Here is a 19,070-nt window from a genome sequence, read left to right on the forward strand (position 1 = left end):
GGACTGTTCCACACCCGCCGTTGACAGACAACGGCGTAAAAGGCATAAGATAAAGCGAAATAATATTAGCCTTCCAGATGTCCAGACATACCATCTGGGGAGCGATAATACACAAGGACATAACAAATGAGCAACACCGATATTCGTGTGGTCGTCGGGCCCGCCAACTATTTCTCGCATCGCGGCAGTTTTCAGCGGTTGGCGGACTTCTTCACGCCGGACCAGCTTTCCCGCGCGGTGTGGATTTACGGCGAACGCGCCCTCGAAGGGGCCCGCCCTTTCCTGCCCTCTGCGTTTGAAACTGACGGCGCGACGCATCTGCTGTTCAAGGGGCATTGCAGCGAGCGTGACGTCAGCGCCCTGGCCGAAAGTGGCGGGGAAAATCCGTCGGTGGTGATTGGCGTCGGCGGTGGGACGGTGCTGGACACCGCCAAAACCGTAGCCCGTCGACGCGGGGTGCCGTTCGTAGGCTTACCGACCGTGGCCGCCACCTGCGCCGCGTGGACGCCGCTATCGGTGTGGTACAACGATGCCGGACAAGCGTTACAGTTTGAGATATTCGACGACGCCAATTTTCTGGTGCTGGTCGAACCGGACGTGATCCTCAACGCCCCTGCGGAATATCTGTTGGCGGGCATCGGCGATACGCTCGCGAAATGGTATGAAGCGGTGGTGCTGGCCCCCACGCCGGATGAACTGCCGTTAACGGTCCGGCTCGGCTTAAACAGTGCGCGGGCGATCCACGATGTGTTGCTGGAACACAGCGAGGCGGCGCTGGCGGATCAACGCCAGGGGACATTGAGCCAGGCCTTTCTGGACGTAGTGGACGCGATTATCGCCGGAGGCGGAATGGTCGGCGGCCTGGGCGAGCGCTATACCCGTGTCGCGGCGGCCCACGCGGTTCACAATGGGCTAACGGTCCTGCCGCAGACCGAGAAATACCTGCACGGCACTAAAGTCGCCTACGGCATTCTGGTGCAAAGTGCGCTACTCGGGCAGGACGAGGATCTCGCCCGTCTGGTCGCGGCCTATCAGCGTTTCAACCTGCCGACCTCCCTGGCGGAGCTTGAGGTCGATATTCATGACAGTGCCGCCCTGGAAAAGGTTATCGCCCACACCTTACGCCCGGTCGAATCCATTCATGCCCTGCCAGTGCCCGTCACCGCCGACTCACTGCGCGCCGCATTTGTAAAGGTTGAAGCCCTAAGCGCTTCATTCTGAACGCCTAAATCTATACCCCTCGTTTCGCCAATTGACGGGGGTTTCTCGCCCTCTATAACTAGTGATGATTCTCAACTATCACCTGGAGTTACTATGCAGATCGATCTGACAGGTAAACGCGCCCTGGTCACCGGGGCCAGTCGTGGGCTTGGACGGGCTATCGCGCTGTCGCTGGCGAATGCCGGGGCTGATGTGGTTATCACTTACGAAAAATCGGCGGATAAAGCGCAGGCCGTGGCGGAGGAAATCCGCGCCCTGGGTCGTAAGGGCCACGCCATTCAGGCCGACAGCAGCAGCGCAGAGGCCATTGTGCAGGCGGTAAATCAGACTGCTGAAACGCTCGGCGGGCTGGATATTCTGGTGAACAATGCCGGGATTGCACGCGGCGGCCCGCTGGAATCGATGTCACTGGAGGATATTGATGCGGTGATTGGGGTCAACATTCGCGGGGTGGTGATTGCGACCCAGGCCGCGCTGGCGCATCTCGGTCAGGGTGGCCGAATCATCAATATCGGCAGCTGTCTGGCGAACCGGGTGGCGTTTGAAGGCATCGCAGTGTATTCGATGAGTAAGTCGGCGCTGAACTCATTCACCCGTGGGTTGGCCCGCGATTTAGGCCCGAAAGGGATCACCGTCAATCTGGTCCATCCCGGCCCGACGGACAGCGATATGAACCCGGCTGACGGGGAAGAGGCCAAAGCCCAATTGCAGCATATTGCGCTAGGTCATTATGGTAAACCCGAGGATATCGCCGCCGCTGTCACCTTCCTCGCCAGCCCCGCCGCCGGACAAATCACCGGCACCGGACTGGACGTCGACGGCGGCGTGAACGCCTGAGTCCGTTTTCAAACTTCTGCTTTTGCGAACCACCTTCCCCTTTTTATGCAAGCCTCTGCCGTCCGGCAGAGGTGCGCCCAGCCTGCCTCGCAGCGTAAATATCTCCTGCTTTCTCTCTACTTTCACGCCGTCTAAAGTGTGAGATATTTTCTAATACAACAATCACTAATAATCTAATTATTTACTTATGTCAGTAAGGGAATACTATGCAAATGAAATTAACCATCCAGTGGTCGAAATCGGCGAAAAAAGATCTGATGTCTATAGACCCACGTTACAAGCAGCGCATCAGGATGAAATTAGAATGCCTCAACGACAATAGAGCCGCACAGTTGGACCTTCAGAAACTGACGTCACCAGCAGATCACTATCGTGATCAGAGTAGGGGATTATCGGGTTATCTTCACCTATCGCGGTGAGGATTTTAAAATCTGCTATGTCGTGGCAGTCCGGCGCAGAACGTCAAAAACATATACCTTTCATGAGGAACAAATGCCCTATGAATATACAGTTTATAAAAGATGAAAAAGGGAACACCGAGTATGTCGTGGTGCCTTACCACGTTTGGTTCAACTTGATGCTGGACCGACTGCCGGTCGAAGATGAAAAAGAAGCGGAAAACTGGGAGGAAATCCCTATTGAGCATGATGAATACGACGACGTCGCCCTTCCCCATGAAGTCGTCTGCTTGACGATCGATGAAAGCGTTAGCCTGCAGGCCGCATGGCGCATTTACCGTGGCCTGTCACAACAAGAGGTGGCAGACAAACTGGGCATTACCCAGTCGGCGGTATCACAACTTGAAGCAGCGGACTCCCGCCCGCAAAAACGCACGCGTGAAAAACTGGCGGCAATTTACGGTTGCACGCAGGAGCAAATCAGCCTGTTTCTCTCGAAAGAGGGGTAATGCTCCGGCGCTAACAGCACTTCGCGCCGCCTTTTCCACCGTAGCGGGCGTCTTGCCGCTCGCGGAAAAACGCTTCATAGGTCATCGGCGTTTGGTCCGGATGGGTCAGGCGTACGTGGGCGACGTAGTTGTCGTAATCAGGTACGCCAATCATCATTTTGGCCGCCTGGCCGAGGTATTTTCCGGCTTTTGAAAGTGTGTCGAACATAGGAACTCCTGTGAGGTTTTCCCCCTCATCCCGGCCTTCTCCCCAACGATGAGAGGGCCAGAGTAAGGGGAAATTTACCCTTAGTGCGCGCTCTTGGCCTGGGCCACAATCTGCTGAACGTCTTCCGGCATCGGCTCATACGGCGTCTCTTTCGCCGTCGGTTTATCGTTTTTCAGTGCCGCCAGTGCGGTTTTCACTGAATACAGCGCCAGCACCACGACCACCACCATAAAGAAGATGGTCAGCCCGGCATCCAGACGGTTGTTAAACACCAGTTGCGACAGCTGAGACTCGGTATACTGCGCCGGAATTTTACCGCTGTCGATCATCGCCTGGAACTTGTTGGCGATGGCGAGGAAACCGACTTTAGTATCCGGGCTGAACGCTTTCAGCCAGCCTGCGGTCAGGGTACAAATCAGCAGCCACGCGGTGGGCACCAATGCCACCCAGGCGTAGCGCTGACGTTTCATCTTGAACAACACCACCGCACAGAGCATCAGCGCCATACCCGCCAGCATCTGGTTGGCGATCCCGAACAACGGCCACAGCGTGTTGATCCCGCCCAGCGGATCGACCACGCCCTGATGCAAGAAGTAGCCCCACGCCAACACGCAAAGCGCCGTCGCCAGCAGGTTCGCCGGTAACGAATCGGTACGTTTCAGGTTGGGGCTGAGAACCCCTAATAAGTCCTGCAACATAAAGCGCGCCGCACGCGTTCCGGCATCGACCGCGGTGAGAATAAACAGCGCTTCGAACAGAATCGCAAAGTGATACCAGAAGGAGACATCCATCAACCCGCCTAGCGAGCCATGCAGAATATAGGCCATGCCCACCGCCAGCGTCGGCGCGCCACCCGCGCGGGAGATGATCGACTGCTCGCCAACCTCCTTGGCAATTTGCGTCAGCGTATCCGGCGTAATCGCAAAGCCCCAACTGCTGACCACCTGCGCCGCAGAGGCTACCACGTCGGCGGTTCCTGCCGGAGCCAGCACCGCCATCGGGCTGTTCATCGCGAAGTACACGCCGGGATCAATGATGCAGGCCGCCACCAGCGCCATGATCGCCACGAACGACTCCATCAACATCCCGCCGTAACCGATCAGGCAGGCCTGGCCTTCATTGGCCAGCATCTTCGGCGTAGTGCCCGAGGCAATCAGTGCATGGAAGCCCGAGACCGCCCCGCAGGCGATAGTGATAAACAGGAACGGGAACAGACTGCCGGTCCACACCGGGCCAGTACCGTCAACGAATTTGGTCAACGCAGGCATGGTCAGCGTCGGGCGCAGGATCAGAATACCGATCGCCAGCCCGACGATGGTGCCGATTTTCAGGAAGGTCGAGAGATAGTCACGGGGAGCCAGCAGCAGCCACACCGGCAGCACCGCCGCCACAAAGCCATAGCCCACCAGGATCCACGTCAACTGAACGCCGGTGTAATCAAACCACGGTGCCCACGTCGGGCTTTCCGCCACCCAGCCGCCAGAGATAATCGCAAAAATCAGCATCACCAGGCCAATCACTGACACTTCGCCAATCCGCCCTGGGCGCAGATAGCGAATATAAATCCCCATGAAAATCGCCAGCGGGATGGTGAACGCCACGGTGTAGGTCCCCCACGGGCTGTGGGTCAGGGCTTTCACCACGATCATCGCCAGTACCGCGAGAATGATGACCATGATCATGAAGGTCGCCACCAGGGCAATCACCCCCACGGTCGCGCCCATCTCCTCTTTCACCATTTCACCAAGCGATCGTCCATCACGACGGGTCGAGACAAACAGCACCATAAAGTCTTGTACTGCCCCGGCCAGCACCACACCTGCGAGGATCCAGATCATCCCCGGCAGGTAGCCCATCTGCGCCGCCAGCACCGGGCCAACCAGCGGCCCCGCCCCGGCAATCGCCGCAAAATGATGACCGAACAGCACTTTTTTATCGGTCGGAACGTAGTCAAGCCCATCGTTATGGCGCACCGCAGGCGTCATGCGCGTCGGGTCGACCGCCAGCACTTTTTTGGCGATGTAGAGACCGTAAAAACGATAGGCGATGAGATAAATACAGACTGCCGCGACGACAATCCATAAGGCATTGATTTGTTCACCACGATTGAGCGCGATATAGCCGAGGGCAAAGGCTCCCACGATCGAGAGAATGGCCCATAGCAGGTATTTCCCTGGGTTATTCATGGTCAAATTCCATCAGTGAGGGGAAGATGTTACATTTTGTATCTATAACACCCCTGATGGATTTAACAACCTGATAACCGTTGAAAAATTCGACAATGTTAAGCAGATCACTGTCGGTCAGTCCGCTCAGCGCAGCGCCACCGGACAATCAGACAATGCCCGGCGGTGTGTTGCTTGCCATTCCTAAGAGGTCAGTGCCCGGAATTACCCCATCACCATGGTGCTCAACCGGCAGGTACAGCAGCGCCGTCCCTGCTCATCAAACACCACAATTTCCCAGCTTTGGGTCTGTCTGCCGAGATGCAGCGGTTGACACACGCCGCGCACGTGGCCCTGCGATACCGCCCGGTGGTGGGTGGCGTTCAGTTCGGTACCGACCACGCACTGTCCGTCGCGGGTCATCAGATACCCGGCCATTGAACCGAGCGTTTCCGCCAGCGCCGCCGACGCCCCGCCGTGCAGCAGACCAAACGGCTGATGAGTTCGCGCCTCTACTGGCATTTCGGCTTCCAGGGTGTCTTCCCCGAGGCGGGTATAGACAATGCCCAAATGCGCCACCATCGTTGCTTCACTGGTGGCATTCAAGTCTTCAAGGCTTAAACGACGCGTCCAGATCATCACGCCCCCAGGGTTGAGCCGCCGTCGACCACGATATCCTGCAACGTAATGTGGCTGGCGCAATCGGAGGCGAGGAACAAAATGGTGCTGGCGATTTCCTGCGGACGGGCAATTTTCCCCAGCGGAATGCCGAGTTTGAACTGCTCGCCGAAGCCGCGAATGCGCTGCTGTTCAGCATCATCGCTGACCCACAGCGTGCGCTGCATGTCGGTATCGGTCGAACCCGGCGAAACAATATTGCAGCGCACACCGCTCGCCGCCAGTTCCAACCCGACGGTCAGGGCCAGGTTTTTCAGCGCCGCTTTCGATGCGCCGTATGCGCTCATGCCGATGCGCGGGGTGTGCGCCGCATCTGAGGCGACGGTGACTATCGCCCCGCCCTGCTGCTGACGAAATTTCGCCATTGTCTGCTGGAACAAATTGAACGCCCCGCCGACGTTGACCGCGAAGGTCTGCTGCCAGTCGGCCTGGCTCAACGCGTCCGTCGCGCCCATACGTAAAATTCCGGCGGCATTGACCAGCACGTCGAGACGCGCCAGGTCATGTAACAGCGGCGCACAGACCAGCAGCACCTGCTGCGGATCCGCGACGTCCATTTTCACCGTGGTGAACGGATAATCAGTCTGTTCGAACGCCAGGTCGAAGCCGGTGACGTCTGCCCCAGCCTCAACAAACGCCCGGGCGGTGGCGTAACCAATGCCTTTGCCCGCCCCGGTAACCCATACCGTTTTGCCGTGAAAATCGAATCCGGCCATCACTTCACCTCGCGGGACAACAGCGCCCACCAGGCATCAATCGTTGGATTCTTCGCCAGCATCACAAAATCGATATCGCCGTGAACTTTGCGCCAGCGCGCCGCCAGGGCCATCATCCGCACCGAATCCAGACCGTAATCAATCAGATTTTCGTCATCCAGCGGTTCGTCGGATTCATCCAGCAGCGGCAGGATCACCGCCCGCAGTGCCGCTTTTGACCCCGGCAGCGGAAGCAGTTCTTCGGTCATCACTACGCGCCCGGAACGTCCGGCCACGTATTTCAACGACATCAGATGCTCGTCGCGGCTGAAATCCGCCAGCGCATCAGCCACAAAGAACGGTTTGATATCCCGCATGAACGCGTCGGTGGCGGTGGTCATGCAGCCAATGTGCGCATACACCCCGGTGATAATCAGCTGGTTGCGCCCGGTCTCTTTGAGCATCTGCTCCAGCGGCGAGCGGTGGAATGCGCTGTAGCGCCATTTGACCAGCACGGTGTCGGCTTCGTCTGGCGCGAGGGCGGCAATCACCCGCTGCTGTTCCGGTGAGCGGGTCAGGCCCGGCCCCCACATATCGTTCAGCAAGGCGCGGTCTTCATCGCTCTGCTCTTTCGGCTGGGCGGTGTAGTAAACCGGAATATTGTGTTTTTTGGCGAAATCGCGCAGGGCTTTGATATTGGCGACCACGGTCTCCATCATCGCGCTGTTTTCCCCCCAGAAGTTGAGGAAATACTCCTGCATATCATGAATAAGCAGCGCAGCGCGTTGTGGTTCGAAGGCCCAGTCCACTTTGTTGGCCGGGATATCGGCGGCGGTGGGCAGCGCGTAAGCCTGCAGTTTTGGAATTGCCATACTCTTCTCCTTCAGGCCAGGGCGCGGTCTGCAATCCACTGACGCAATTGTTTTTTATCGACTTTACCGACCGGGGTCAGCGGCAGTGCGGCCACGCACTCCACCCGGTCCGGCAGTTTGAATTCGGCCACGCCCTGCTCGCGCAAGAAACGGCGGACGGCTACCGCCTTCAGCGGGGTTTTCACCACCAGATACGCGCAGCTCTTTTCGCCGAGCAGGCTGTCTTCCATGCTGACCAGTGCGGCGTGGATCACCGCCTCGTGGCGTAGCAGCAGATTTTCGACTTCCTCGGCAGCAATCTTTTCCCCGCCACGGTTGATCTGATCTTTCTCGCGCCCCTGTACCGTGATGTAGCCGTGTTCGTCGATTGAAATCAGATCGCCCGAGCCGTAAAAACCGTTGGCATCGAAGGCGCTGGCGTTATGCTCCGGGCTGTTGTAATAGCCGCGGAAGGTATACGGCCCGCGGGTCATCAGACGGCCCACTTCGCCACGCGGCAGCGGATTGCCGTCAGCATCGGCGACCCACACTTCGTCATCCGGCGACATCGGGCAGCCCTGGGTGTGGATGATACGTTCCAGCGGATCGTCCAGGCGGGTGTAGTTCACCAACCCTTCCGCCATGCCGAACACCTGCTGTAGCTGGCAACCGATTTCCGCCGGAATACGTGCCGCCAGCGTCGCCGACAGCCGTGCGCCGCCGACCTGTAACAGCGTCAGAGAAGCTAATTGCGCCTGGCTGTTGTCGTCGTGAACGGCCTGCAACCACAGGCTCACCGCCGGGGGCACCAGCGCCGCGACGGTAATTTGATGCTGTTCAATCAACGGGAAACAGAGCGTGGCGCTCGGGTCGGCGGCCAGAATGACGCAGCCGCCCGCGAGAAACACCCCGAGTGCGCCTGGCGAACTCAACGCGTAGTTGTGTGCCGCAGGCAGCGCGCACAGATAGCGCGTGGTCGCGTCAAAGGCGCAAATCTCATTGCTGCGGCGAATGCTGTAGTAATAATCATTGTGGGTGCGCGGAATGAGCTTCGGTGTGCCGGTACTGCCACCGGAGAGCTGGAAGAAAGCCACTTCCCCTGCGTCGGTGGGTGACGGCACAAAATTATCCGCAGGCTGCGCCATTGCCGCCGCCAGATTGTGTTCCCTGTGGTCGTTACGCAGCAGCACAATACGCACCGAGTCGTGCTGATCGACAAAGTCGTTAAGGAAGGCGTCATCGGCAAACAAGGGGTGCTCACGGTCGGCAATCACTAACGCCGGTTGAATTTGCGTGGCGTAGGCCTGCAGTTCGCTGCGCTGATGGCTGAACAGCGCATTCACCGGGGCCACGCCGATACGCAGCAGTGCGAACAGGGTGATATAAAATTCCGCTACGTTGCCCAGATGCACCAGCGCGGTTTCCCCCGCTTGCAGTCCCTGACGCTGCAACGACGACGCCAGGTTATCCACCCGAACGTTCAGGTCGCGGTAGCTGAAGCGACGATCGCCGTCGATCACTGCCAGCCGCTCGCTGTCGGCGTGACGCGTCAGAATGTCGGTCAGCGGCAGATCCTGCCAGTAGCCCTTTTCACGGTAGCGGGCCGCCAGCTCCGGTGGCCAGGGCGTAAATGCAACACTCATCGTCAATCCTTAATTGAGGCCAAACACGTTCAGCATGGTGGTCAGCTTGACGCCGGTTTCACGCCATTCCCCCAGCGGGGATGAGGCAGGCACGATACCCGCGCCCGCGAACAGGCGAATGTGGTTGGCGCGGACGTTGGCGCAGCGGATGGTGACCACCCACTCGCCGTTACCCTCGGCATCACACCAGCCGACAATTCCGCCGAACAGCTCCCGGTCGAATGGCTCCAGCTCAGCGATCAGCTGCTTGGCGACATCGTGCGGGAAGCCGCTCAGGGCAGGCGTTGGATGCAGTAGGCAGGCCAGCGACAGCGCGTTCTCCCCGGCTTTTGCCTCGCCTTCAATTGGGGTCGCCAGGTGCCACAGCGTCGGGGTGGTGATCAGCTGCGGTGAGGACGGGAGCGACAGCGCATCGCTGCGCGGGCCCAGCACGCTTTTCATCGCCTGGGTGACGAGGTCATGCTCGTGGCGGTCTTTTTGCGAGGCCAGCAGACGGTTGCCCGCTTCCCGGTCCAGCACGTTATCCGGCTGACGTCGCGCGGAACCGGCCAGCGGCAGCGAGCTAAAATGCGCCCCGTCTTTGCGCAGCAGCAGTTCCGGACTGGCCCCAAGCAGCACACCGCCGTCGGGCAGCGGCACATGGAAGTTGAAGCTCGCCGGGTTCTGAGCAATCAGCCTCTCCAGCAGCGCCCCGGTGTCAACGCGGGTGTCAGTGGTTATCTCGATCAGCCGCGAGAGCACCACTTTGTCGACTTTCGGCGTAGCGGTCAGCGCGGCGGCGCTCGCCACCATCTGCATAAACAGGTCCTGCTCAGGGATTTCCTGACGCGCCAGAACCTGCATCGGCTTCATGCTGGCGGCGTAAGGGGCGGAGTGCTGCTTGGCAGTGCGGGAAAACGCCTCGCTGTGCTGCGGAATAAACAGCGCGGAAGGCTGGGTAGTATCAAACGGGATCGCGCCCACCAGCAGCGGACGTTCAATTCCAGCGGCTTTAGCCTGCGCAAAGGCATTGGCAAGGGTGTGCTGGAACGCCCCCGCTAAATCTTCACCGCCTTCCACGGGCTGTTCGATGCGACGAAAACAGCCTGAGGTAGTAAAACTGCGGTACGGCGACATAAAAAAGAAGCTGTCGGGTGACAGCGTTGGGGCGACTTCCTGCACGGCCTCAGCCGGTGACGTTTCCATATCATCCTCCAAAACGATAAAGATATTAATAATGATTATCATTTATATTTTGGTTCGGTAAGCTAAAAGTAAAAGCGTCCCTTGTCAACTTCCGCCGCATCTTCCGACTTGCATCTGGGCAGACATGAAGTGAAAATGAGTTTCATTAACATCCACAAAACAGGACTTTGTCGTCGTGAAATTCCCCGTTTTCTTCCGTCATACCCTGCTCATCTCCGGGCTGTGCCTTTTAGGATTAACCTCAGCCGTGGCCGCCGACTGGCCGCGTCAGGTGACCGACAGTCGCGGCAGCCATACGCTCGAGCACAAACCGCTGCGCATCGTCTCCACCAGCGTGACCCTGACCGGTTCCTTGCTGGCGATTGACGCCCCGGTGATTGCCAGCGGGGCCACCACGCCGAATAACCGCGTGGCGGATGCACAGGGCTTTTTGCGCCAGTGGAGCGAGGTGGCGAAACAGCGCAAGCTCACGCGGCTGTATATCGGCGAACCGAATGCCGAGGCCGTGGCCGCGCAGATGCCGGACCTGATTCTGGTCAGTGCTACCGGCGGCGACTCGGCGTTAGCCCTGTACGATCAGCTGTCGACCATCGCCCCGACGCTGGTTATCAACTATGACTCGCAAAGCTGGCAGGCCCTGCTGACTCAGCTGGGTCGTATCACTGGCCAGGAACAGCAGGCCGCCGCGCGGATCGCCGAATTTGATACCCAGCTGGCGACGCTCAAAAAACAAATGAAACTGCCGCCACAGCCGGTCAGTGCATTGGTGTACACCGCCGCCGCCCACAGCGCGAACCTGTGGACGCCGGAATCCGCCCAGGGAAAACTACTCGAACAGTTAGGTTTCACCCTTGCCCCGCTGCCTGCCGGGCTGCACACCAGCCAGAGCCAGGGTAAACGCCATGACATAATTCAGCTGGGCGGCGAGAACCTGGCCACGGGCCTGAACGGCGAATCGCTGTTTGTGTTCGCGGGCGACCAGAAAGATACCAACGCCATCGAGGCCAATCCGCTGCTGTCGCACCTGTCGGCGGTGCAGAACAAACGCGTTTATGCGCTCGGGACCGAAACCTTCCGCCTGGATTACTACAGCGCAATGCGGGTGCTACAGCGTCTGGAAACGTTATTTGGTTGATGCCTTTTCCCGGTGGCGCACGCGTGTCGGGCCTACGGAATGTGCCGTGCAGGCCCGGTCAGGCGTAGCCGCCACCGGGCACCTTCCACCGGATTAAACCGCTGCCGTTTCTTGTCGGAAGCGGCGCAACTCCCCGAGCAGCAACACCAGAATCAGCCCAACGATCGCCAACGCCCAACCGCTGGCTGACGCCGCCGCAACCGGGGTGAGCATTGCGCCAACCCCGCCTAAAATTGCCGCGCCGATGGCGTCACCGGTGACGTTCTGCGCCGTCCACAACCCGTTAATGCGCCCGAGCATCGCTTCCGGGGTTTGGGTCTGAATCAAGGTATATTGCAGCAGCGAACTGATGGCGCTCAGCCAGCCAAACAGCGCCAGACACAGCACGCCCAGCGCCCAGACCGGCATCAGGCTGAACAACCCGATGGCGACAAACGCGCCGACGGTGGTCAGGAGCATAATTTGCCCAGGCCGAACGCTACACGCCAGATTGCCACTGGTCAGCGCCCCCAACGCCGCCCCGAGCGGGATCGCCGCATACAACATACCAATCTGCGCCGCCGACATATTCCAGCTCATCGCCAGCGCCGGATACAGCACGCGCACCGCGCTGGCCATGGTCAACAGACCGCCGAGCAGCGCAATGCCGCCAATCAACGGGCTGTTAAACAGAAAGCGCAGGCCGGTCAGTAAGGATTTCAACGGATGTTCACGCGGCTGCGGAGGCGGCGGCAACGACGGCAGACGCAGCAGCGTCAGGGTGGTGATGAAGGTGCCGAGCGCCGCCAGTAAATAGTTCCAGGAGAATCCCCCGCTCGCCAGCAGCAGACCGCCCACCATCGGCGAAATCACCGACCCGAGGCGTACCGTGAGCATGGTTATCGCCCCGGCCTGCATCAGGTTTTCACGCCCGACCAGCGCAGGTGTCGCCGCCAGCAGGGCGGTGACGCCAATCGAGGCGAACAGCCCATCCCAGATCCCGAGCAGATAAATCGCCAGCAGCGACGGTTCAGGCAGCAGCGCGTTCAGCCATAGGCCAATAAAGCCGATGCCACAGGTGCCGCGCGCCAACAGGATAAGCTTCTTGCGTTCATAGCGGTCGGCCAGCACGCCGCCGAGCATTAGGCCGATAAACATCGCCCCGCCGGTTAACGTCACCGCCAGCCCGACATGCCAGGTGGAGTGAGTCAGCGTCTGGATTTGCACCGGCACGGCAACGCCAAGCAGGCCGAGAGAGAGAATGGAGATAAAACGGGCGATAAAGACGGCGCGGAACGCCGGGTGAGTCTTCAGCAGGCTGAGATTTAGCAGCCAGGATTGTCTTTGCATGACAGGGCCTTCAACGATCTTTCGGTACCATTTCCGTGGCCGCACATGCTAACATAGGCGAATAAGATCGAGAACGATAATTACTATCATTATCACATCATGGACGTTGCTATGTCGTTTTCTGCCGCCACGCTGCGTACCGTCGCCGTGCCCGGATTACTCATTCTGCTGATAGCCGCTGCCGCGCTCAGCCTGCTAATTGGCGCTAAACCGCTGCCGCTGAACGTGGTACTGGACGCCCTGTCCGGCACCTGTCGGAGTCCCGACTGCACCATTGTTCTTGACGCCCGCCTCCCCCGCACCCTTGCTGGCCTGTTGGCCGGGGGCGCGCTCGGTCTGGCGGGCGCTTTAATGCAAACCCTCACCCGCAATCCGCTTGCCGACCCCGGCATTCTCGGCGTTAACGCCGGAGCCAGCTTTGCCATCGTGCTGGGCGCGGCGCTGTTCGGCCTGACGCTGCCGCAGGAACAGCTGCTCCTCGCCTTTGGCGGGGCGCTGATTGCCTCGCTGCTGGTGGCCTTCACCGGCAGTCAGGGCGGCGGACAGCTCAGCCCGGTGCGTCTGACCCTGGCGGGCGTGGCGCTCGGGGCGGTGCTCGATGGCCTCTCTAACGGCATCGCGCTGCTGAATCCCGATGTGTACGATCAGCTGCGTTTCTGGCAGGCCGGATCGCTGGATATTCGCTCCCTGGAAACCCTGAAAGTGGTGCTGATTCCGGTCACTCTCGCCATTGTTGTCGCACTCGGGTTAAGCCGCTCGCTGAACAGCCTCAGCCTTGGGGCGGATACCGCCAGCGCGCTTGGGAATAAAGTGGCGCGCACTCAACTTTTGGGCCTGTTGGCAATTACCGTTTTGAGCGGCAGCGCTACCGCGTTGGTTGGGCCGATTGCGTTTATCGGCCTGATGGTGCCGCATATTTCACGCTGGCTGGTCGGGGGCGATCACCGCTGGTCGCTGCCGGTCACCCTGCTCGCCACCCCTGCCCTGCTGCTATTCGCTGATATTATTGGCCGCCTGCTGGTGCCGGGTGAACTGCGCGTCTCGGTGGTGAGCGCCTTTATCGGCGCGCCGATGCTTATCTGGCTGGTGCGTCGCCAGCCGTCGCGCGGAGGTGTCGCATGATGGCCCCGTCCCGCCGTCTGCTATGGAGCTGCCTGCTGCTGACGCTGGTAAGCCTGATCATTGCGCTGTACAGCCTGCGCAGCGGGGCAGTGACGCTGGATTTAAACCAGGTGCTGGCCGCGCTGTGGGGCGATGCGCCGCGAAACGTGACGATGGTGGTGACCGAATGGCGACTGCCGCGGGTGCTGATGGCGCTGCTGGTCGGTGCGGCGCTCGGGGTTAGCGGCGCGATTTTCCAGTCGCTGATGCGTAACCCGCTCGGCAGCCCGGACGTGATGGGGTTCAACACCGGGGCATGGAGCGGCGTATTGGTGGCGATGGTGCTGTTTGGTCAGCATCAGACTGCTATTGCGTTGGCGGCGATGGCGGGCGGGATTGTCACCTCGCTGCTGGTCTGGCTGCTGGCGTGGCGTAATGGGATCGACACTTTCCGGTTGATCATTATCGGGATTGGGATCCGCGCCATGCTCATGGCCTTCAATACCTGGCTGCTGCTCCGAGCCTCGCTTGAAACGGCACAGTCGGCCGGGCTGTGGTTCGCCGGATCGCTGAACGGGCTGACGTGGGCGAAAATTTTCCCTGCCGCACCGATCCTGCTGCTGATGCTGGTCTTCGCCGCCCTGCTGGTACGCCAACTGCGGCTGCTGGAAATGGGCGACGACAGCGCCTGCGCGTTGGGCGTCCAGGTGGAACGATCGCGCTTATGGATGATGTTGGTGGCGGTGGTGCTAACGGCGGCATCAACCGCGCTGGCGGGGCCAATATCCTTTATTGCGCTGGTGGCCCCGCACATTGCCCGGCGTCTCAGCGGCACTGCACGCTGGGGGTTAACCCAGTCGGCCCTGTGCGGCGCGTTGCTGCTTTTGCTTGCCGATTTCGGCGCGCAGCAGCTGTTTATGCCTTACCAGCTTCCGGTGGGCGTGGTGACCGTCAGCCTCGGCGGTCTGTATCTCATCGCCCTGCTTATTCAGGAGTCCCGTAAAAAATGACCCACTCTGACGCTCGCCTGCAAGGCGACAATCTGACCCTCAGCTACGGCAAAAAAGTCATCGCCGAGGGGCTGAACGTGGCCATTCCGGACGGGCATTTTACCGCCATCATCGGCCCCAACGGCTGTGGGAAATCGACCCTGTTACGCACCTTGAGCCGCCTGATGACCCCGCAGCATGGCCAGGTGTTGCTCGACGGGGAGCAGATCCAGCGCTTTGCCAGTAAAGAGGTGGCACGACGCATAGGTCTGCTGGCACAAAACGCCACCACCCCGGGCGATATCACGGTGCAGGAGCTGGTGGCTCGCGGGCGCTACCCGCATCAGCCGCTGTTCGCCCGCTGGCGTCAGGAAGATGAGGACGCGGTGCAACGGGCGATGCAGGCCACCGGCGTCGTGGACCTGGCGAATCAAAGCGTGGATACCCTCTCCGGCGGCCAGCGCCAACGCGCATGGATTGCGATGGTGCTGGCCCAGGAAACGGCGATCATGCTGCTCGACGAGCCGACGACTTGGCTGGATATCAGCCATCAAATTGATTTGCTGGAACTGCTGAGCGACCTCAATCGCCAACAGGGTTATACCCTGGCGGCGGTACTGCACGATCTCAATCAGGCCTGCCGCTACGCCACGCATTTGATTGCCCTACGCGATGGGCAAATTATTGCCGAGGGTGCGCCGAAAGAGATCGTGACGGCGGAGCTGATTGAACGGATTTATGGCCTGCGGAGTCTGATTATTGAAGACCCGGTGGCCGGCACGCCGCTGGTGGTGCCGTTAGGGAAAACCTCAAAGTGAAGGGGTGAGCCGGAATCCGGCTGACATCCCCGTATCCGCCGTGCCGCTCCAGAATCCGGTCTCCACCGTGGCCCAGGCGTTCACCGGCACGCTCCAGCCCAGCGCAATCCCTTTCATCGTCGCCGATGCAGGATACGCCTGATTAATGCTCTGCGACGTACGGTTCACCCGCGCCCACACCAGCCGCGTACTCAGCCGCTGCTGATTTTCCAGCACCAGTTCCACTCGTCCGGAATACTGCGTCCCGTCGCCGCCCATCGCATCCCCCAGCGGCGCGCCCTGTTGGTAATAGCCGCCGTGATAGCAGTAGTGGTAATAGATGATGCCGGTGTCCTTCAGGCTGGAACGGGTGTCCGCTGCCTCCAGAAACCAGTTTACCTGCCCGAGGTTAAGGCTCTGATGCCCTTCAATTCCGCCGACAAAGGTATTGTGTGAGGGCAATATTCCTGCCTGATCGTCGCCGGTGATTTGCCCGTACAGGCTGAGCGGGAGGCCCGTCAGCGGCAGCAGTTTGAGGCGAAAATCAATACCCGCCATCTGATCGCCCGGATCCCGGTCCTGACTGCCGGTGTTGTCCCGCCCGAGTAGCGCATCGCCAAACGAGTCCAGGGTATTGGGTCGCCCTTTCCCACCCCACATCAGCATTCGTGACATCCCCACATCCAGGAGATTAAACGGGCTGGCGGTCAGTCTGCCGCCGATCAGTTTAGGCTCTTCCGGGCGTTGATACTGGCGCAGTTGCCCGGCGGAAAGCTGATATTGCCAGCTGCCGAGCCACGCCAGCCAGGGGGTGTCGAAAGGTGTTTGCTCTGCACGTTGCAGTATAAAACCGACCACCGGGCGTGCCGCATCGGAACGAATGGTGCTGCCATCATTGCCCGGCCCCCACCACTGCGGGATCTCACCAAACGCCAGCCACTGGTTAAACAGTTTTACACCCGCATACGCCCCGTTGAGGTTGTAGTGTGAAGCGTCATTGATGTACTGATGGCTTTCGGCCTGGCCCTGAAGATTGATATCCCAGAACTCACCGCTGCTGGCGAGCGCCGCGCCAAGTCCGTGAGCGCTGGTGGGGGTGTCGTCAAATCCCTGCGGCAACGACGGGCTGGCGGAATGCGTCCAGCCGTTGAGGCGGAGCGGTGCCTTTAATTCCGCCAGACGACGCTGTACCCGGGCGAGCGTTTCCTGATTCGCTACCGTACGCGGGGCGTTGGCGTTGGAAAGCGCCCGATTGACCTCTTCCTGGCTGAGCGGCCAGGTAGCGAGATTAAGCTGAATAATATCGCGGTCCGCCAGCCAGGCTAAATCAGAGCGTAACTGTGCATCGTTAACCAATAATCCCGCACCTGCCTGCGAGGAACAGACCAGCAGCGCCAGACAGATAGCCTGTCGGCGAAATATTGACAGAGGTTTCATTTTCTTCCCTTAAAATAAAAACACGATTAAAGATTAGTTACCAGCCAGAAACTCTGAAAATACATTCGGTGTCAGCTTTTGATTTTTCAATCCATCGAGGAAATGCAATAATTCACAATCAGAATAAAGATTAAACTTAGTCATGATCATCCGCTTATGCGCACACACGGTTTTCACATTGAGTTGCAAATCGCTGGCCGTTTTTTCTGGATTATATCCGCGATAAAAATGGGCGGCGACTTTAACCTGTTGGGGGGACAGGGTTCGATGCAGACAACCCTGACACGTTTGTCTACTATTTCGGGGGGCTGTCTGGGCGCGATTATCCCAACCACGTAAGATTAATGCCCTGGTTTTACTGAGACTTTCTGCCCGATTGATAAATACAATGTTATTGACACATAACGGCAGTTCACCAAAATGTGGGTTGGTGTCTCCTTCATAAATGCCAATTAATAGACTGGCAGATTTTCGACCGCGTAATACCGAATTACAGATATAACTTTCACCCGGTTCAAAATTTTTTACAATGACATCGGCAACGGCCACATGGTCTTCGGTGAGAGGCAGGAATTCAACCCACTCACCTTCTTCACGCAGGAAAATCTGCTCCAGCAAGATCTCCATGCCTTTTCGGTATAAGGTATTTTTATCCTCTATCACGATTTGCAACATACCTACCTCACTGCTGGCGTAAAACTTATTGATAATATTACAATGCTAAAACTCCGAGGTTCCGTCTGGAATTAAACTCCAGACAATGCATCCAGTGAGCGTCAGGATGATAATTATTTTAACAACCAGCGGCAGATAATAACGTAAGACATACATCTGAACCTCCATTTAAGAATACCTCTCTCATTACGGACTATTATTGATAGGCCATAGTGATGGTTGCAGTGGCATTGGCGATACCCGGAGTGACAGGACTCGCGGCCTGATAATAACGGGCAACAAATGGAATATTTAACGTTCCGCCAGCGCTGATAATACTGCCTACGTTGAAGTAACTATCAAAGGCTACAGGGCTGCCGTTATATATGACCTGAATACCGACCCCTCCGGCATTTCCGGTAGCGCTCGTTAACGCCAGTACGCCATTAGGTTTCGAGAGATACCCTGCGGACGTCATATACGCGCTGACGTTGGCGGGCGAATTACATGTGACGGGCACCGTGAAATTCTTATCACCTGCTGTTGAACCAATGCCGTTAAAATCAGAGCGCGGCACTTTCGGTAGCGGCACGGGCGTTATCGCACTGAACGAACAGGTAATGCTGCGGTAATTGATGGTTCCGGCATAGGAAACTGAACTGTCGGCATTGCTGCCTATCCCATAGCCGGTGTTATACATCCCGATGCCAAATTTCGTTTGTGCCTGAACCAGTGAGCCTGTGCCAACGGTATTAGAGGTTTTCACCAACGCTAGCGTCATACTGATGGAATACGTTTTTGCACTAGTGTTTGAAATATACCCTAATGGTGTATTTCGGGTATCACAAGCCGCCCCGCCACCAGAAATACGCACGCCTGCAGAGTTTATTAAGGTAATACCGATGCCGGTTACACCGGTATTATAGACGCCAGGCATCCCCGCCACTTCTGCTCCTGTGCCATAATAGCAGGTGATGATAACACTCCCCTGCGGCACGGCGCTGATGGAGGAGCAGTTCCCCGAGAAGCTGAAGTATCGTTCGGTACCTGGAATGATACTTCCAACCGGAACGGTGGCATCAACGGCCACAGAACCTAGCGTTGCTAACCCAGGAATTGCAGGCGAACTCACGCACCCGCTATTCGCCGCGAATGCCGCTGGCGCTATGAAACCCAGCCCTGCCAGCAAACCACACAGCAGTAAGAACCTTTTCACCAACGAGAATAAAGACATAACT

The 19,070-nt window shown here is 58.6% G+C and carries 18 protein-coding genes; 7 read left to right on the plus strand and 11 right to left on the minus strand.

Annotated features, from left to right (window positions below; translation table 11 throughout):
* Positions 1–126 precede the first annotated feature (126 nt).
* From SIK69_RS02385 to SIK69_RS02395, 3 genes are all read left to right on the plus strand, one after another.
* Positions 127–1,221 carry an oxidoreductase gene (locus SIK69_RS02385; protein ID WP_319785311.1) on the plus strand — a complete coding sequence of 365 codons (1,095 nt, stop codon included), beginning with the start codon at positions 127–129 and terminating at the stop codon, positions 1,219–1,221.
* Positions 1,222–1,314: 93 nt separating this feature from the next.
* Positions 1,315–2,058 carry a 3-oxoacyl-ACP reductase family protein gene (locus SIK69_RS02390; protein ID WP_319626907.1) on the plus strand — a complete coding sequence of 248 codons (744 nt, stop codon included), beginning with the start codon at positions 1,315–1,317 and terminating at the stop codon, positions 2,056–2,058.
* A gap of 499 nt (positions 2,059–2,557) precedes the next feature.
* Positions 2,558–2,965 carry a helix-turn-helix domain-containing protein gene (locus SIK69_RS02395; protein ID WP_319785312.1) on the plus strand — a complete coding sequence of 136 codons (408 nt, stop codon included), beginning with the start codon at positions 2,558–2,560 and terminating at the stop codon, positions 2,963–2,965.
* Positions 2,966–2,975: 10 nt separating this feature from the next.
* Here SIK69_RS02395 and SIK69_RS02400 read toward each other — a convergent pair whose 3' ends face one another.
* The 7 genes from SIK69_RS02400 to entC all read right to left on the minus strand — a co-directional run bounded on the left by SIK69_RS02400 (position 2,976) and on the right by entC (position 10,390).
* A complete protein-coding gene (locus tag SIK69_RS02400; protein WP_319626904.1) occupies positions 2,976–3,173 on the minus strand; it encodes a YbdD/YjiX family protein in 198 nt (65 codons plus the stop codon).
* Between the two features lie 80 nt (positions 3,174–3,253).
* Entirely contained in the window at positions 3,254–5,359 is a 2,106-nt protein-coding gene (gene cstA / locus SIK69_RS02405; RefSeq protein ID WP_319626903.1) for a pyruvate/proton symporter CstA, read from the minus strand.
* 204 nt (positions 5,360–5,563) lie between these two features.
* A complete protein-coding gene (entH, locus tag SIK69_RS02410) occupies positions 5,564–5,977 on the minus strand; it encodes a proofreading thioesterase EntH (RefSeq protein WP_319626902.1) in 414 nt (137 codons plus the stop codon).
* Positions 5,977–6,732, minus strand: coding sequence for a 2,3-dihydro-2,3-dihydroxybenzoate dehydrogenase EntA (entA, locus tag SIK69_RS02415; RefSeq protein WP_319626901.1), 756 nt, complete (start codon positions 6,730–6,732; stop codon positions 5,977–5,979). The genes entH and entA overlap by 1 nt, the downstream gene beginning before the upstream one ends.
* Positions 6,732–7,583 carry an isochorismatase gene (locus SIK69_RS02420; protein WP_319626900.1) on the minus strand — a complete coding sequence of 284 codons (852 nt, stop codon included), beginning with the start codon at positions 7,581–7,583 and terminating at the stop codon, positions 6,732–6,734. The genes entA and SIK69_RS02420 overlap by 1 nt, the downstream gene beginning before the upstream one ends.
* Positions 7,584–7,594: 11 nt before the next feature.
* Positions 7,595–9,205, minus strand: coding sequence for a (2,3-dihydroxybenzoyl)adenylate synthase EntE (gene entE / locus SIK69_RS02425; protein ID WP_319626899.1), 1,611 nt, complete (start codon positions 9,203–9,205; stop codon positions 7,595–7,597).
* Positions 9,206–9,214: 9 nt separating this feature from the next.
* Positions 9,215–10,390 carry an isochorismate synthase EntC gene (gene entC, locus SIK69_RS02430; RefSeq protein WP_319626898.1) on the minus strand — a complete coding sequence of 392 codons (1,176 nt, stop codon included), beginning with the start codon at positions 10,388–10,390 and terminating at the stop codon, positions 9,215–9,217.
* 175 nt (positions 10,391–10,565) lie between these two features.
* Between entC and fepB the strand changes: the two genes are divergently transcribed.
* Positions 10,566–11,525: a Fe2+-enterobactin ABC transporter substrate-binding protein gene (gene fepB, locus SIK69_RS02435; protein ID WP_319626897.1), complete on the plus strand. Its 960-nt coding sequence runs from the start codon at positions 10,566–10,568 to the stop codon at positions 11,523–11,525.
* A 93-nt stretch (positions 11,526–11,618) separates the two neighbouring features.
* Here the strand turns inward: fepB and entS are convergent, their stop codons facing one another.
* The gene (gene entS, locus SIK69_RS02440) at positions 11,619–12,854 is read right to left on the minus strand and encodes an enterobactin transporter EntS (protein WP_319626896.1); all 1,236 of its coding nucleotides are present in this window, start codon (positions 12,852–12,854) and stop codon (positions 11,619–11,621) included.
* Positions 12,855–12,965: 111 nt separating this feature from the next.
* On the opposite strand from entS, the gene fepD reads away from it, so the two are divergent.
* From fepD to fepC, 3 genes are read left to right on the plus strand one after another with little or no spacing between them, the layout of a single operon-like run.
* Positions 12,966–13,976 (plus strand): Fe(3+)-siderophore ABC transporter permease, encoded by a 1,011-nt coding sequence (gene fepD, locus SIK69_RS02445; protein WP_319626895.1) that lies wholly within the window; start codon positions 12,966–12,968, stop codon positions 13,974–13,976.
* Positions 13,973–14,965 carry an iron-enterobactin ABC transporter permease gene (gene fepG, locus SIK69_RS02450; protein WP_319626894.1) on the plus strand — a complete coding sequence of 331 codons (993 nt, stop codon included), beginning with the start codon at positions 13,973–13,975 and terminating at the stop codon, positions 14,963–14,965. Before fepD ends, fepG begins: the two co-directional genes overlap by 4 nt.
* Entirely contained in the window at positions 14,962–15,762 is an 801-nt protein-coding gene (gene fepC, locus SIK69_RS02455) for an iron-enterobactin ABC transporter ATP-binding protein (RefSeq protein WP_319626893.1), read from the plus strand. Before fepG ends, fepC begins: the two co-directional genes overlap by 4 nt.
* On the opposite strand, the gene SIK69_RS02460 is transcribed toward fepC, so the two are convergent.
* The 3 genes from SIK69_RS02460 to SIK69_RS02470 form a co-directional block, all read right to left on the minus strand.
* On the minus strand, positions 15,754–17,178 hold the full coding sequence (locus SIK69_RS02460) for a capsule assembly Wzi family protein (RefSeq protein ID WP_319785313.1): 1,425 nt from the start codon (positions 17,176–17,178) through the stop codon (positions 15,754–15,756). The two genes, fepC and SIK69_RS02460, sit on opposite strands and share 9 nt — an antisense overlap.
* A 33-nt stretch (positions 17,179–17,211) precedes the next feature.
* On the minus strand, positions 17,212–17,853 hold the full coding sequence (locus SIK69_RS02465) for a LuxR C-terminal-related transcriptional regulator (RefSeq protein WP_319626891.1): 642 nt from the start codon (positions 17,851–17,853) through the stop codon (positions 17,212–17,214).
* A 196-nt stretch (positions 17,854–18,049) separates the two neighbouring features.
* On the minus strand, positions 18,050–19,066 hold the full coding sequence (locus tag SIK69_RS02470; RefSeq protein WP_319626890.1) for a fimbrial protein: 1,017 nt from the start codon (positions 19,064–19,066) through the stop codon (positions 18,050–18,052).
* Between the last annotated feature and the right edge of the window lie 4 nt (positions 19,067–19,070).

The organism is Scandinavium lactucae (assembly GCF_033843265.1).
GTDB classification, from domain to species: Bacteria; Pseudomonadota; Gammaproteobacteria; order Enterobacterales; family Enterobacteriaceae; genus Scandinavium; species Scandinavium lactucae.

What these genes read in the sequence shown, in the direction of transcription:
- fepG (WP_319626894.1), top strand. Translation starts at nt 13,973, where the DNA reads ATGATGGCCCCGTCCCGCCGTCTGCTATGGAGCTGCCTGCTGCTGACG.
- SIK69_RS02390 (WP_319626907.1), top strand. Translation starts at nt 1,315, where the DNA reads ATGCAGATCGATCTGACAGGTAAACGCGCCCTGGTCACCGGGGCCAGT.
- SIK69_RS02465 (WP_319626891.1), bottom strand. Translation starts at nt 17,853, where the DNA reads ATGTTGCAAATCGTGATAGAGGATAAAAATACCTTATACCGAAAAGGC.
- SIK69_RS02400 (WP_319626904.1), bottom strand. Translation starts at nt 3,173, where the DNA reads ATGTTCGACACACTTTCAAAAGCCGGAAAATACCTCGGCCAGGCGGCC.
- SIK69_RS02460 (WP_319785313.1), bottom strand. Translation starts at nt 17,178, where the DNA reads ATGAAACCTCTGTCAATATTTCGCCGACAGGCTATCTGTCTGGCGCTG.
- SIK69_RS02470 (WP_319626890.1), bottom strand. Translation starts at nt 19,066, where the DNA reads ATGTCTTTATTCTCGTTGGTGAAAAGGTTCTTACTGCTGTGTGGTTTG.
- entC (WP_319626898.1), bottom strand. Translation starts at nt 10,390, where the DNA reads ATGGAAACGTCACCGGCTGAGGCCGTGCAGGAAGTCGCCCCAACGCTG.
- fepD (WP_319626895.1), top strand. Translation starts at nt 12,966, where the DNA reads ATGTCGTTTTCTGCCGCCACGCTGCGTACCGTCGCCGTGCCCGGATTA.
- SIK69_RS02385 (WP_319785311.1), top strand. Translation starts at nt 127, where the DNA reads ATGAGCAACACCGATATTCGTGTGGTCGTCGGGCCCGCCAACTATTTC.
- entA (WP_319626901.1), bottom strand. Translation starts at nt 6,732, where the DNA reads ATGGCCGGATTCGATTTTCACGGCAAAACGGTATGGGTTACCGGGGCG.
- entS (WP_319626896.1), bottom strand. Translation starts at nt 12,854, where the DNA reads ATGCAAAGACAATCCTGGCTGCTAAATCTCAGCCTGCTGAAGACTCAC.
- cstA (WP_319626903.1), bottom strand. Translation starts at nt 5,359, where the DNA reads ATGAATAACCCAGGGAAATACCTGCTATGGGCCATTCTCTCGATCGTG.
- fepC (WP_319626893.1), top strand. Translation starts at nt 14,962, where the DNA reads ATGACCCACTCTGACGCTCGCCTGCAAGGCGACAATCTGACCCTCAGC.
- entE (WP_319626899.1), bottom strand. Translation starts at nt 9,205, where the DNA reads ATGAGTGTTGCATTTACGCCCTGGCCACCGGAGCTGGCGGCCCGCTAC.
- SIK69_RS02395 (WP_319785312.1), top strand. Translation starts at nt 2,558, where the DNA reads ATGAATATACAGTTTATAAAAGATGAAAAAGGGAACACCGAGTATGTC.
- SIK69_RS02420 (WP_319626900.1), bottom strand. Translation starts at nt 7,583, where the DNA reads ATGGCAATTCCAAAACTGCAGGCTTACGCGCTGCCCACCGCCGCCGAT.
- entH (WP_319626902.1), bottom strand. Translation starts at nt 5,977, where the DNA reads ATGATCTGGACGCGTCGTTTAAGCCTTGAAGACTTGAATGCCACCAGT.